Here is a 12,947-nt window from a genome sequence, read left to right on the forward strand (position 1 = left end):
TTTCCTGCAAAGCATCGCCGGCAGCCTCTACCTGCTCGGCAAGAAAAGCCGCACCATCACTTCGCGCATTCCGGCCACGCTGGAACGCAGCCTGCAGGATCACCGCGACATTCTCATTGCATTGAAAGCCCGTGATCCGCAACAGGCCTCCGACGCCATGCGCACGCACCTGATCCGTGTGCGCGACGCCTATCGTGGCGCGGCGCAGAACAAGGATGAATCGGTGCACGACTGATCTGTACCGTCATCTGCACCATCATCGATATTGATTTCGATTTGCTCAGAAAAATAAAAAAACACCCCGGCCTTCAAAGAATACCTACATTGAAACGAGCCGGACCGTGATTCACCTTTGGTTCACGCTTACTTTCTCAGGAGAACAGCAATGCAAGATCTGGCAGGTAAAGTTATCTTCATCAGCGGCGCCAGCACCGGTATCGGCGCGGCCGCCGCCAGGGCCTTTGCGGCCCGGGGTTCCCATCTGGTGGTGCACTACAACAGCTCGGAAAAGGAAGCCGAGGCCGTCGCCGCCGAGGTGCGCGCCGCGGGCAGCAAGTCCATCACCATCGGCGCCGATGTGCGCGATACGTCGGCCATCAACGCGGCAGTGGCCAAGGCGGTGGCGCAGATGGGCCGCATCGATGTGCTCATCAACAACGCCGGGGCGCTGGTCAAGCGTGCGCCGCTGGAAACGGTCACCGATGAACTCTTCGACGACATCATCAACATCAACGCCCGCTCGGTGGTGGCCTTCACGCGCGCCGTGATCCCGGTCATGCGCAAGCAGGGCGGCGGCAACATCATCAACGTCACCTCGGTGGCGGCACGCCACGGCGGCGGCCCCGGCGCGCTGATCTACGCAGCGTCGAAAGGCTTCGTCAGCACCATCACGCGCGGCATGGCGAAAGAACTGCAGCCGGACAACATTCGCGTCAACGCAGTGGCGCCGGGCGTCATCATGACGCCATTCCAGGAACGCTTCACCACGCCGGAGCAGCTGGAATCCTTCCGCAAGACCATTCCCATGGGACGCATCGGCGACCCGGCGGAATGCGACGGCGCGTTCCTGTACCTGGCTTCGGATGCGTTGTCGGGGTATGTGACGGGGCAGATCATCGATGTGAACGGCGGGCAGTACATGCCTTGATGCCGGCTCAGTCTCAATAAAGAGTCAGTGTGGGACACCAACGCCGTCTTCAGCGAGAGCTCAAGGCGGCGTTGGTTTATTGGGGAAGACGTTTCCCGGAAGTATTGGCATGAGGTTTGCACAAGGCCTCTTGTCTGAAAACACCGGAATGACCATGTTCGCTCCTACCGAAATAAAGCCGATCGGCGCCATGGATTCCGCCCTGCGCGGTTCCAGCGATGCGACGCTGTTGCGCGACAAACTGACTCTCCTGCTCGACTCCACCGGCGAAGGCATCTACGGCATCGACCTCGACGGCCGCTGCACCTTCATCAATCGTGCCGGCGCCGAGATGCTCGGGTATCGGATCGAACAGATGCTGGGCAAGAACATGCATGAGCTCGTGCACCACAGTCACGAACACGGCGAACACTATCCGGAAGAAGACTGTCCGATCCTGAAGGCCTTCCGCAAGGGCGAGTCGTGCCGCGTCGATCAGGAAGTGTTCTGGCGCGCCGACGGCACCTGCTTCGCCACCGAATATTCTTCCTACCAGATCATCGACGGCGGCCGGGTGCGCGGGGCGGTGATCACGTTCAGCGACATTTCCAAACGGCGTCTGGCCGAGGAGCAGTTGCAGCGCGCCAAGGCCGAGCTGGAGCAGCGCGTGGCCGAGCGTACGCGCGAGCTGTCGGCGGCGCTGATGCAGGTGCGGGAACTGTCGGCGCATGCGCATTCGGTGCGCGAGGATGAACGCACGCGCATCGCGCGCGAAATCCACGATGAGCTCGGCAGCCTGCTGGTGGCGCTCAAGCTGGACGTCAACTGGATGGCCGGCCGGGTCGCCGACCGTGAGCCGGTGGCGCGCAAGTGCGCCAGCATGAACCGGTTGATCGAGGCGGCGGTGGACAACGTCGGGCGCATCATCACCGATCTGCGGCCGAGCATTCTGGACCACCAGGGTTTGGTTGCGGCGCTGGAATGGCAGGTGCAGGAATTCTCCGAGGCGACCGAGTTGCCGTGCGACGTCGAGTTCGACATTTCGCCGCAGGCGTTCGCGCCGCAAGGCACGCTGGCGACGGCGGCGTTTCGTATCTTCCAGGAAATGCTGAGCAACGTGGCACAGCATTCGCAAGCAACGCAGGTGAAGATCGTCGTGCGCTTGACGCCGGATGCCTTGCTGATGGAAGTGGAAGACAATGGCGTCGGCGTGCCGGCGGCGGCGCTGGCGAATCCGAAGTCCTACGGCGTCATGGGCATGCGTGAGCGTGCGCTGCACTTTGCCGGCGCACTGAACATCGAAAATGCCGTTGATGGTGCAAAAGAGGCAGGAGTTGCACCGGAAAGCGGCAAGTCGATCCGCAACCCGGGCACGCGCGTGCGCCTGGTCTTGCCGCTGAGGAACGACGCATGAGCATCGATAAACAATCAACCCGGCAGCAGCAACAGCCACAAGGAAACCAATGATCCGCATCCTGCTCTGCGACGACCACCGCATCGTGCGCGAAGGCCTCAAGCAGATCCTTGCCGACACCTCGGACATCGAGGTGGCGGCCGAGTGCGCCGACGGCCCGGAGGTGTTGCGCAAGGCGCGCGTGGAAGCGATCGACCTGGTCTTGCTGGACATTGCCATCCCGCTGCAGGACGGACTCGACGTGTTGCGCCAGCTCAAGCAAGAGATGCCGCGCCTGCCGGTGCTGATGCTGTCGACCTATCCCGAGAAACAATACGCCGCGCGCTGCTATCGCCTCGGCGCAGCAGGCTATCTGAACAAGAGCGCCGATACCGAGCAGTTGGTGGCGGCGATCCGCAAGGCGGCCGATGGCGGCGTGTACGTCAGCCTGCATATGGCCGAGACGCTGGCAGCGGAACTCAGTGCGCATTCGGCCAGCACCCAGCGCGCCGCGCACGAGACGCTGTCGCATCGCGAATACCAGGTGTTCCAGCTGATCGCGGCCGGGCGCAGCGTCAAGGAAATCGCCGACCAGCTCACGCTGAGCCCGAATACGGTCAGCACTTACCGCAGCCGCATCCTGGAAAAGACCGGCGCCGGCAACGATGTCGGCATCGCCATGTACGCCGTGCGGCATCAGCTTCTACCGGCGTAAGTTGTCGCCCTGACAGCGTCTTGTAGTCGTTCCACTACAAGGCGTCGTCCGTCGATGACATCGCAAAGCACACTGGCAAGCCCCTTGCACGTGATGACGTAACAAAGCAGCAGCCGTTATTTCATCCATCCATCGGGGGAATCCATGCCAAAAGAAATCGACAGCACCATCTTCCACACCTACGACGCCGAGCGCGCAGGCAACAACTGTTCCTGCGGCAGGCATGCCAGCCAAGCGGCGCATGACGACGAGCAGCAACGACAGTTGCAGGTACGTGCGCAAGACCCCGAGCAACTGAGCAACGACGTGGTGGAAGAATCGGTGATGCGCGCGCTGTTCCCGCAGGCGGAGCAACGCCGCGACTTCCTGCGCGCGGTCGGCATCAACACCGCGCGTGCGGCGATCGCCAGCATGTTCCCGCTGGGCGCACTGCAGGCCATGGCGCAGGAAAAGAACGGCGCGATCGAAAAGAAGGATCTCAAGATCGGCTTCATTGCCATCACCTGCGCGGCGCCGCTGATCATGGCCGATCCGCTCGGCTTCTACAAGAAGCAGGGCCTGAATGTCTCGCTGAACAAGACCGCCGGCTGGGCGCTGATCCGCGACAAGATGATCAACAAGGAACACGACGCTTCGCACTTCCTGTCGCCGATGCCGCTGGCGATGTCGATGGGCGTAGGCAGCAATCCGGTGCAGATGCGCGTCGCCACGATCCAGAACATCAACGGCCAGGCCATCACGCTGCACGTCAAGCACAAGGACAAGCGCGATCCCAAGCAATGGAAGGGCTTCAGGTTCGCGGTGCCGTTCGAGTATTCGATGCACAACTTCCTGCTGCGTTATTACCTCGCTGAAAACGGTATCGATCCGGACCGCGACGTCCAGATCCGCGTCACGCCGCCGCCCGAAATGGTGGCCAACCTGCGCGCCGGCAACATCGACGGCTTCCTCGGACCCGATCCGTTCAACCAGCGCGCCGTGTACGACGAGGTTGGTTTCATTCATATCCTGTCGAAGGAAATCTGGGATGGTCACCCGTGCTGTGCCTTCGGCATGTCGGAAGATTTCGTCAAGCAGAATCCCAACACCTTCGCGGCGCTGTTCCGCGCCGTGCTGACCGCCGCCGCGATGGCGCGCGATCCGGCCAACCGCTCGCTGGTGGCCAAGGTGATTTCGCCGGCGGCGTATCTGAATCAACCCGAGACCGTGGTCGAGCAGGTGCTGACCGGCCGCTTCGCCGATGGCCTGGGCAACGTCAAGAACGTACCGGGCCGGGCCGATTTCGATCCGGTGCCGTGGGATTCGATGGCCGTGTGGATCCTGAGCCAGATGAAGCGCTGGGGTTACGTCAAGGGGGAGGTCGACTACAAGGGCATCTCTGAGCGCGTGCTGCTGCTGACCGACGCCAAGAAATACATGAAGGAACTCGGCCAGCCGGTGCCGGACGGCGCCTATCGCAAGTACAAGATCATGGACAAGGAATTCGACCCGGCCAAGGCCGACGCCTACGTCAACAGCTTCGCCATCAAGAGGACCACCTGATGAAGCCGGCGGCACAACCTGGCTGGCGCGCCGCGATGATTTCGCTGGCGCTGTTCGGCTGCCTGTTGCTGGTGTGGCACCTGGCGACGGCGCCCAAGCAGAGCGTTGAGCAGGCGCGGGCGGCGGCAACATCTTCAGCCGATGACGAGTACGCCAAGCTGATGGGCAAGAGCAGCAGTTCGCCGGTCAAGACCAGCGGCTTCCCGGGGCTGGCGCAGATGGGCGAGACCATGCGCAGGGAGCTGGCCAATCCTTTCTACGACAACGGCCCCAACGACAAGGGCATCGGCATCCAGCTCGGCTATTCGCTGGCGCGCGTGGGACTCGGGTTTGCGATTGCGGCGCTGGTAGCGATCCCGTTGGGCTTCCTGCTCGGGATGTCGCCGCTGATGCAGCGGGCGTTGAATCCTTTCATCCAAATCCTCAAGCCGATCTCGCCGCTGGCGTGGATGCCGCTGGCCTTGTACACGATCAAGGATTCATCGATCTCGGGGATCTTCGTGATCTTCATCTGCTCGGTGTGGCCGATGTTGATGAACACCGCGTTCGGCGTGGCGTCGGTGCGGCGCGACTGGCTCAATGTCGCCAAGACGCTGGAAGTCACGCCGCTGCGCAAGGCTTTCCTGGTGATCCTGCCGGCGGCGGCGCCGACCATCCTGACCGGCATGCGCATCTCGATGGGGATTGCCTGGCTGGTGATCGTGGCGGCCGAGATGCTGGTCGGCGGCACCGGCATCGGCTACTTCGTCTGGAATGAATGGAACAACCTGTCGCTGACCAGCGTGATCTTCGCGATCCTGGTGATCGGGGTGACGGGCATGGTGCTGGACCTGTTTTTTGCGCGGTTGCAAAAACTGGTGACTTACACGGAATAGGCGTAACAGGAGCGATATGGAAAAAGCATTTCTCACCGTCGAGAACCTCAACAAGCGTTACACCGATGACGGCCTGCCGGTCTTCGACCAGGTCTCGTTCGGCATCGACAAGGGCGAGTTCGTCTGCATCATCGGCCACTCGGGCTGCGGCAAGACCACCATCCTGAACGTGCTGGCCGGTCTCGAAGCGCCGTCGGGCGGCGTGGTGATCATGGATCAGCGCGAGGTCAAGGGGCCGAGCCTGGATCGCGGCGTGGTGTTCCAGAGCCATGCGCTGATGCCGTGGTTCAGCGTGCTGGGCAACGTCGTGTTCGCGGTGCGTTCGCGCTGGCCGGATTGGTCACGCGACAAGGCCGAGACGCATGCGCGCCGCTTCATCGAGATGGTCGGCCTCAAGGGGGCGGAACACAAGAAGCCGTCCGAACTGTCGGGCGGCATGAAGCAACGCGTTGGCATTGCGCGGGCGTTTTCCATCGAACCGAAGATGCTGCTGATGGATGAGCCGTTCGGTGCGCTCGATGCGCTGACGCGCGGCGTGGTGCAGGACGAGCTGCTGAAGATTTGCAGCGCCACGCACCAGACCGTGTTCATGATCACGCACGACGTCGACGAGGCGATCCTGCTGGCCGACAAGATTTTCCTGATGTCCAACGGCCCGCGGGCGCGCATCGCCGAAGTGGTGGTCAACACCATGCCCAAGACGCGCACCCGCGAAACCATGCACCACGATCCGCAGTTCTACCGGATCCGCAACCATCTGGTGGATTTCCTGGTGCATCGTTCGCGCCGCATTCAGGAAGCCGGAGCGGAAGACGCCGGGACGCGGGTGGTGACGCCCGGGCTGGAGCAAAGTGCACCGGATCCGCTCGACAATTTCCCGCAAGCAGCCGCTTGATTTTTCACGATCATTTTTATCATTCATCGCAAGGAGAACTTCATGGACCGCAACCTCGTTACCCAAAAAATCATCCAGGCCAAGGTCAGGAACAAGATGACCTGGACCAGGATCGCCGAGAGCATCGGCCAGAGCAAGGAATGGACGACCGCCGCCATGCTCGGCCAGATGACGCTGACCGCCAGGCAGGCTGCCGTCACGCAGGAATTGTTCGGCCTGAGCGACGAAGAAACCCTGTGGCTGCAGATCGTGCCGTACAAGGGCTCGCTGCCGACGCCGGTGCCGACCGATCCGCTGATTTACCGCTGGTATGAAATCGTCAGCGTCTACGGCTCGACCATCAAGGAGCTGATCCACGAAGAGTTCGGCGACGGCATCATGAGCGCGATCGACTTCAAGATGGACATCCAGCGCCAGGCCGATCCTGCCGGCGACCGCGTCAATGTGGTGCTGAGCGGGAAGTTCCTGCCTTACAAAACCTATTGATTGGTTTTCGCCCGCGCCAGAAGGAGGGCGGTAGAATGCCTCCATGGAAAAAACTACCGCCCCCCGCAAGCATTCCGTCAGCGCCATGAAGGCGCGCTTCGTCGCCATTTCGTGGCGCGACCTGGCCGTCAGTTTCGGCCCCATGGTGCTGCTGATCATCGTCGGCGTCTGGCTGGCGATCTGGCTGATCCATCCGGCGCCGCCGAAGACCATTACCATCGCGACCGGGCCGGAACACAGCAATTTCTGGAACGTCGCCGAGAAATACAAGAATATCCTCGCGCGCGACGGCGTGACGGTGAAGATCGTGGCCTCGGAAGGTTCGCTCGACAACCTGCGCAAGCTGGTTGATCCGGACGGCGACGTCGATGTCGCCTTCGTGCAGGGCGGCATTGCCGACAGCGTCGATATCGATAGCCTGGTGTCGCTGGGCAGCGTGGCGTATTCGCCGGTGTCGGTGTTTTATCGCAATGACAAGGTGGTCTCGCGGCTGTCCGAGCTGACCGGGAAAAGCATCGCCATCGGCCTGCAGGGCAGCGGCTCGCGCGTGCTGGCGCTGACCTTGCTGAAGGCCAGCGGAATCGAGCCGGGCGGGGCGACCAAACTGATCGACATGGGCGGCGACGAGGCCGCGGACGCACTCAGCAAGGGCAAGATCGATGTCGCCTTCCTGATGGGCGAGTCGGCGGCGCCGGCCACCATGGGCAAGCTGCTGCGCACATCCGGCGTCCGCCTGCTGGACTTCTCGCAGGCATCGGCTTACACGCGCCGGTTCAGTTATCTGAATGAACTGACGCTGCCGCCCGGCGTGTTCGACTTCCGTCGCAACCTGCCGGACCACACGATCCGCCTGATCGCCCCGACTGCCGAGCTGATCGCGCGCGATGACCTGCATCCGGCCTTGTCCGATCTGCTGATTGAAGCGGCGCGTGAAGTGCACGGCAAGGCCAGCGTGCTGCAGAAGGCCGGCGAGTTCCCGGCGCCGCTGGTGCATGAATATCCGATCAGCGACGACGCCGCGCGCTATTACAAGTCGGGCAAGAGCTTCTTCTACCGCACGCTGCCGTTCTGGCTGGCGAGCCTGGTGGATCGCACGATGGTGATTTTGCTGCCGATCATCCTGCTGCTGATTCCCGGCATCAAGCTGGTGCCGTTGCTGTACGGCTGGCGCATCCGTTCACGCATCTATAAATGGTATGGCGTGCTGATCACGCTGGAGCGCGGCGTCACCACCCACACCAAGGAAGAGCAGGAGCAGATGCTGAAACAGCTGGATGAGATTGAAACCTCAGTCAATCGCATGAAGATGCCGCTGGCGTTTGCCGATCAGTTCTACGTGCTGCGTGAACACATCGGATTTGTGCGCAGCCGGCTTGAAAGCGGCGCGTAGGCTGCCGATAGCGGATCAGTGGATTTGGCCCATTCAAGTCCGAACAGGGTAGAATGGGCTGCATTCGGATCGAAATCGAAAAATTTCCGAAATCACTCAAAAAACAACGAGATCAAAAACTACTGTTTATTTATACAGTATTCGTGATACAGTGGAATCTCTTCAACAGAGATAGGAACCACTGCCATGACACACTTGGATCTCACTTCAGGCGCTCGCTTTGGTCTGGAATCTTCTTCCCCTTCGTCTTTCAGCCTGCGCTTCGGCCGTCGCGAAATGTTCGTGTGCCGCGACTCGTATGTGCGCCGCTACCGCGTCAATCCCGTGATCGAATGCAGCGCCGGCCTGCAAGCCGGCCATCTGGAAATCCTGTTGTTCCGCCGCTGGCTGGTCGTGCTGTCCAAGGCGCGCGCCTGAGCATGCTGATGTTGATGCCCATGCAGCAGCGTCTGGCGGCATTGGCCGGACGCGAACTGCGTTGCGAGCCAAGCCGTGAATGCGAGCCGGCCGGCAAACGCGGTGTTGCGGCGAGGTTGTCCGGCGTCTTCGGTCATCGGTTTTTCAAGCGTCCAATCCTGACAAAAAGCTGAATTTAAAACAGGAATTATTCTCATTCATGCTATAGTCGCTCGTCTTTCCGGTTGCGCCAGTGCGCGTTGTCCTGTGTTTTTCGGACTTCTTGCGGCCGCCGGCAAGCAGACTGATCAATCAGCATAAAGGGATAAGTTCATGTTTTTACGTACTTTTGTTGCAGGTATGGTGTTGGCGACTACCTCGATCGGCGTGTCTGCCCAGGAAAAGGTGATCAACCTTTACTCCGCGCGCCATTATCAGACCGATGAAGCCTTGTACGGCAATTTCACCAAGGCCACCGGCATCAAGATCAACCGCGTCGACGCCGATGACGCCGGTATCCTGGCGCGTCTCAAAAGCGAGGGAACTGCCAGCCCGGCCGACGTGATCCTGCTGGTTGACGCAGCCCGCCTGTGGCGCGGCGAGAACGACGGCCTGTTCCAACCCGTGAAATCCGGCGTGCTCGACTCGCGCATCCCCGCCAACCTGCGCGGCAAGGATGAGGGCCAGGGTTCGCAATGGTTCGGTTTCTCGACACGCGCCCGCGTGATCGTCTACAACAAGCAAAATGTGAAGCCGGAAGACGTCGATACCTACGAGTCGCTGGCCGATCCCAGGAACAAGGGCAAGCTGTGCACCCGTTCGGGCGCGCATCCTTACAATGTCTCGCTATTCGGCGCGCTGTATGAGCACGTCGGCGAAGCCAGGACCGAAACCATCCTGAAGGGCATGGTCGCCAACATGGCGCGCTCGCCGGTGGGCGGGGACACCGACCAGATCAAGGCGGTCGCTTCCGGCGAATGCGGCGTGGCGATTTCCAACTCCTACTATGTTGCGCGCCTGATGAAGTCGACCAAGCCGGAAGACATCGCCGTGGTCAGCAAATTCGGCGTGGTCTGGCCGAATCAGAAGACCTTTGGCGCGCACGTCAACATCGCCGGTGGCGGTGTGGCCAAGCATGCGCCGCACAAGGCCGAAGCGGTGCAGTTCCTGGAATACCTGGCCAGCGATTCGGCCCAGCGCTACTTCGCCGAGGGCAATAACGAATGGCCCGCCGTCAAGAGCGTGAAGACCGGCAATGCCGCGCTCGACACGCTGGGACCGTTCAAGGCGGAAGTGATCGACGTTGCTGCAACCGGCCGTAATCAGCAGAAGGTATTGCAGATCCTCGATCGCGTCGGGTACAAATGATGCAGGCGTAATCGCCTGTTTCGGCGGGCATGAAAAAAGCACCGGGCGGCCACGGCCTCCGGTGCTTTTTTAACGATGGCGAAATGGGAACGGCGCCGGCCTGCGGGCAAGCGTCTGCTTCAACCGGTTGCGCGCGGAAACGCCACGACATGATTCACTTCAAGCCGGATGCCGATCGATTCGCCGACGGCGTGATCGTGATGCGAAGGCACCAGCGACAGTAATTCCAGGCCATCGTCGAGTTGCAGCGTATAGAGGAAGTCGGCGCCGCGGAAAGACTTGCGCACGATGCGGGCCCTGAACGGCGACAAGTCACCGATGAAGTCGGCGACGAAACGCGTAGCGGGGCGGTGGTACAGCGCATAGGGCTGGTCCCATTGTTCGAGGCGGCTCTGCTGCATGACGCCGACCACGTCGCCGACGGCGAACGCTTCCATCTGGTCGTGCGTCACCATCAGCGCCGTGATGCCGGCATGCTTGAGGATGCGGCGCACTTCTTCGGCGAGACGTTCGCGCAATTCGATGTCGAGGCTGGAGAACGGCTCGTCCAGCAACAACAGCCGCGGCTGCGGCGCCAGGGCGCGGGCCAGTGCAACGCGTTGCTGCTGGCCGCCGGACAGCTGATGCGGGAATTTGCTTTGCATGCCGCCGAGACCGACCAGTTCCAGCATGTCCTGTACGCGCCGGCGACGTTGTTGCTTGTTTCCGTGATTGTCGCCGTGATCACTGTGCAGGCCGAAGCCGATGTTGGCTTCGACATCGAGGTGAGGAAACAGTGCGAAGTCCTGGAACACCATGCCGATGCGCGTGGATAACTGATGCTGACCTGATCGACTTGCAAAAACATGGTGTCCTTTTTTCGGCGAATTTTCTTGCTTGGGAAAAATCGGTGGAGTGAGATTCCTGCCGCTACAATGCGCCACGCAGTTGATGATTTTTTACCCGTTTTCAATAAGCGAAGTGTAGCGCATCGACGCCGAGGCGCAGCACACGCCGGACCAGTTTTCATCGTGAATTTATGTATCTCATCGGCCTGATTGCCTTCCTGATTTCCTTGCCCATCCTCGGCATCGCCGGTGCGTGGCTGCAGCTTGACGCGGCCGCCATCGACGCCTTGCATCAGCAGATGCAGACGGTATTGCCGGGTTATCTGGCGACTTCCGCATGGCTGGCCTTGTTCGTCACGCTGGGCGTGATCGTCGTTGGCGCGGCCACGGCGGTGACGATCGGCTTGTTCGAGTTTCGCGGCAAGCGCTTCTTTGCCTGGGCGCTGCTGTTGCCGATGGCGATGCCGGCGTATGTGTGCGCGTATGCGTACACCGATTTCCTCCAATACGGCGGCGCAGTGCAAAGCAGCCTGCGCGCGCTGTGGCCGGGCTTTCGTGTCGACGTGCGCAGTCTGGCGGGAGCGATCTTCCTGTTCATTTTTACGCTGTATCCGTACGCCTACCTGCTGGCGCGCAATGCGCTCGGCGAACGCGGCGTGCATCTGATGGAGGCGGCACGCCTGCTCGGCACGCCGTTGAGCGCACGCATCCGCCGCGTGGCCTTGCCGCTGGCGCGACCGGCGCTGATGGCGGGTGCGGCGCTGGCCTTGATGGAGACGCTGGCCGACTATGGCGTCAGCGCCTATTTCGGCTTGACCACGTTTACCACCGGCATTTACAAGGCATGGATGGTGATGGACGATCGCATTGCGGCGGCCCAGTACGCAACGTTGTTGCTGCTGTTCGTCGCCATGCTGTTGTGGCTGGAGCGCCGCGAGCAGGGGCGCATGCGTTTTGCGACGGTGCGCGGTAATCGCGGCCTGGGTGGCAATGACGGCGATGGCGCCGAAGCACGCTTGCCGGTGTTGCGCGGCGCACGCGAGGCATTGGCCTGGCTGGTGTGCGCGACGCCGGTGCTGCTGGGCTTCGTGTTGCCGGTGCTGATCCTGTTGCAATTGATGTGGCGCGAGAGTGAGTTGTCGATGGCGACCAATCTCGCGCGCTACGCCGGCTGGACCTGGAACAGCTTCCGCTTCGGCGGCGTGGCGGCGGCGCTGGCGGTGGGGCTGGCGCTGGCCTTGGGTTTCGCCCAGCGCGCCGGCGGCTTGCCGCGCTTCAAATCCGCTTTCCTGCGTCTGGTCGCGCGCCTGGCGTCCATGGGATATGCGATTCCCGGGTCGGTGATCGCAGTTGGTATTTTGCTGCCGGTTGCGTGGTTGCAGGCGATGTTCCCCGGCAGCGGCGCGGGCGTCTGGCTGACGGCGACTGCGCTCGGCGTGATCTATGCGTATCTGGTACGCTTTACGGCCGTGGCGGTGCAGTCGGTGGAAGCCGGTTACACGCGCATCCCGCTGAGCCTGGACGAAGCGGCCCGCACCATGGGCGCCTCGCGCAGCCGCATCGTGCTCAAGCTGCACATGCCCTTGCTGTGGCGCTCGCTGACGACGGGGGCGCTGATGGTGTTCGTTGACGTGGTGAAAGAGTTGCCGGCAACGCTGCTGCTGCGTCCATTCAATACCGATACGCTGGCCGTGATCGCCCATAATCTGGCGCGCGACGAACGTCTCGGCGAGGCGGCACTGCCGGCGCTGAGCATCGTGCTGGTCGGCTTGATCCCGGTGATGCTCGTGACGCGGGCCCTGCGCAGGTATTGAACAAACAATAGAGGAAAAAATGAGCCAATATGATTACGACCTGTTCACCATCGGCGGCGGTTCCGGCGGCGTACGCGCCAGCCGCTTCGCCTCGCAATACGGCGCGGCGCGAAATCAGTT

14 protein-coding genes are annotated in these 12,947 nt (G+C 61.7%); 13 read left to right on the forward strand and 1 reads right to left on the reverse strand.

What is annotated here, in order from left to right:
- From HLUSI_RS0107660 to HLUSI_RS0107715, 12 genes are all read left to right on the forward strand, one after another.
- Positions 1 to 235: FCD domain-containing protein (locus tag HLUSI_RS0107660; protein WP_016833413.1), on the forward strand; the 235-nt coding region annotated here is incomplete at its 5' end.
- Positions 236 to 385: 150 nt separating this feature from the next.
- Positions 386 to 1,147 (forward strand): SDR family NAD(P)-dependent oxidoreductase, encoded by a 762-nt coding sequence (locus HLUSI_RS0107665; RefSeq protein WP_016833414.1) that lies wholly within the window; start codon positions 386 to 388, stop codon positions 1,145 to 1,147.
- 190 nt (positions 1,148 to 1,337) lie between these two features.
- Positions 1,338 to 2,540 (forward strand): sensor histidine kinase, encoded by a 1,203-nt coding sequence (locus tag HLUSI_RS0107670; RefSeq protein ID WP_085944007.1) that lies wholly within the window; start codon positions 1,338 to 1,340, stop codon positions 2,538 to 2,540.
- A gap of 49 nt (positions 2,541 to 2,589) precedes the next feature.
- Complete coding sequence (locus HLUSI_RS0107675) at positions 2,590 to 3,234, forward strand: response regulator (RefSeq protein ID WP_016833416.1); 645 nt, start codon at positions 2,590 to 2,592, stop codon at positions 3,232 to 3,234.
- Positions 3,235 to 3,378: 144 nt separating this feature from the next.
- Positions 3,379 to 4,776 (forward strand): CmpA/NrtA family ABC transporter substrate-binding protein, encoded by a 1,398-nt coding sequence (locus HLUSI_RS0107680; protein ID WP_016833417.1) that lies wholly within the window; start codon positions 3,379 to 3,381, stop codon positions 4,774 to 4,776.
- Positions 4,776 to 5,651 (forward strand): nitrate ABC transporter permease, encoded by an 876-nt coding sequence (gene ntrB, locus HLUSI_RS0107685; RefSeq protein ID WP_016833418.1) that lies wholly within the window; start codon positions 4,776 to 4,778, stop codon positions 5,649 to 5,651. Before HLUSI_RS0107680 ends, ntrB begins: the two co-directional genes overlap by 1 nt.
- Positions 5,652 to 5,667: 16 nt before the next feature.
- Complete coding sequence (locus HLUSI_RS0107690) at positions 5,668 to 6,546, forward strand: ABC transporter ATP-binding protein (protein ID WP_016833419.1); 879 nt, start codon at positions 5,668 to 5,670, stop codon at positions 6,544 to 6,546.
- Between the two features lie 42 nt (positions 6,547 to 6,588).
- Entirely contained in the window at positions 6,589 to 7,032 is a 444-nt protein-coding gene (gene cynS, locus HLUSI_RS0107695) for a cyanase (RefSeq protein WP_016833420.1), read from the forward strand.
- 43 nt (positions 7,033 to 7,075) lie between these two features.
- The gene (locus tag HLUSI_RS0107700) at positions 7,076 to 8,422 is read left to right on the forward strand and encodes a TAXI family TRAP transporter solute-binding subunit (RefSeq protein WP_016833421.1); all 1,347 of its coding nucleotides are present in this window, start codon (positions 7,076 to 7,078) and stop codon (positions 8,420 to 8,422) included.
- 186 nt (positions 8,423 to 8,608) lie between these two features.
- Complete coding sequence (locus HLUSI_RS0107705) at positions 8,609 to 8,839, forward strand: hypothetical protein (protein WP_016833422.1); 231 nt, start codon at positions 8,609 to 8,611, stop codon at positions 8,837 to 8,839.
- Between the two features lie 2 nt (positions 8,840 to 8,841).
- Positions 8,842 to 9,012: a hypothetical protein gene (locus HLUSI_RS32495; RefSeq protein ID WP_016833423.1), complete on the forward strand. Its 171-nt coding sequence runs from the start codon at positions 8,842 to 8,844 to the stop codon at positions 9,010 to 9,012.
- A 139-nt stretch (positions 9,013 to 9,151) separates the two neighbouring features.
- Positions 9,152 to 10,186 (forward strand): Fe(3+) ABC transporter substrate-binding protein, encoded by a 1,035-nt coding sequence (locus tag HLUSI_RS0107715; protein WP_029363257.1) that lies wholly within the window; start codon positions 9,152 to 9,154, stop codon positions 10,184 to 10,186.
- Positions 10,187 to 10,305: 119 nt separating this feature from the next.
- Here the strand turns inward: HLUSI_RS0107715 and HLUSI_RS27540 are convergent, their stop codons facing one another.
- Positions 10,306 to 11,109, reverse strand: coding sequence for an ABC transporter ATP-binding protein (locus HLUSI_RS27540; RefSeq protein ID WP_269147407.1), 804 nt, complete (start codon positions 11,107 to 11,109; stop codon positions 10,306 to 10,308).
- A 95-nt stretch (positions 11,110 to 11,204) separates the two neighbouring features.
- Here HLUSI_RS27540 and HLUSI_RS0107725 point away from each other — a divergent pair, with 95 nt between their 5' ends.
- The gene (locus HLUSI_RS0107725) at positions 11,205 to 12,827 is read left to right on the forward strand and encodes an ABC transporter permease (RefSeq protein WP_016833426.1); all 1,623 of its coding nucleotides are present in this window, start codon (positions 11,205 to 11,207) and stop codon (positions 12,825 to 12,827) included.
- Positions 12,828 to 12,947: the final 120 nt, after the last annotated feature.

Source organism: Herbaspirillum lusitanum P6-12 (assembly GCF_000256565.1).
Taxonomy (GTDB): domain Bacteria; phylum Pseudomonadota; class Gammaproteobacteria; order Burkholderiales; family Burkholderiaceae_D; genus Herbaspirillum; species Herbaspirillum lusitanum.

What these genes read in the sequence shown, in the direction of transcription:
- HLUSI_RS0107715 (WP_029363257.1), top strand. Translation starts at nt 9,152, where the DNA reads ATGTTTTTACGTACTTTTGTTGCAGGTATGGTGTTGGCGACTACCTCG.
- HLUSI_RS0107700 (WP_016833421.1), top strand. Translation starts at nt 7,076, where the DNA reads ATGGAAAAAACTACCGCCCCCCGCAAGCATTCCGTCAGCGCCATGAAG.
- HLUSI_RS0107725 (WP_016833426.1), top strand. Translation starts at nt 11,205, where the DNA reads ATGTATCTCATCGGCCTGATTGCCTTCCTGATTTCCTTGCCCATCCTC.
- HLUSI_RS0107665 (WP_016833414.1), top strand. Translation starts at nt 386, where the DNA reads ATGCAAGATCTGGCAGGTAAAGTTATCTTCATCAGCGGCGCCAGCACC.
- HLUSI_RS0107670 (WP_085944007.1), top strand. Translation starts at nt 1,338, where the DNA reads ATGGATTCCGCCCTGCGCGGTTCCAGCGATGCGACGCTGTTGCGCGAC.
- cynS (WP_016833420.1), top strand. Translation starts at nt 6,589, where the DNA reads ATGGACCGCAACCTCGTTACCCAAAAAATCATCCAGGCCAAGGTCAGG.
- HLUSI_RS0107690 (WP_016833419.1), top strand. Translation starts at nt 5,668, where the DNA reads ATGGAAAAAGCATTTCTCACCGTCGAGAACCTCAACAAGCGTTACACC.
- ntrB (WP_016833418.1), top strand. Translation starts at nt 4,776, where the DNA reads ATGAAGCCGGCGGCACAACCTGGCTGGCGCGCCGCGATGATTTCGCTG.
- HLUSI_RS0107705 (WP_016833422.1), top strand. Translation starts at nt 8,609, where the DNA reads ATGACACACTTGGATCTCACTTCAGGCGCTCGCTTTGGTCTGGAATCT.
- HLUSI_RS32495 (WP_016833423.1), top strand. Translation starts at nt 8,842, where the DNA reads ATGCTGATGTTGATGCCCATGCAGCAGCGTCTGGCGGCATTGGCCGGA.
- HLUSI_RS0107675 (WP_016833416.1), top strand. Translation starts at nt 2,590, where the DNA reads ATGATCCGCATCCTGCTCTGCGACGACCACCGCATCGTGCGCGAAGGC.
- HLUSI_RS0107680 (WP_016833417.1), top strand. Translation starts at nt 3,379, where the DNA reads ATGCCAAAAGAAATCGACAGCACCATCTTCCACACCTACGACGCCGAG.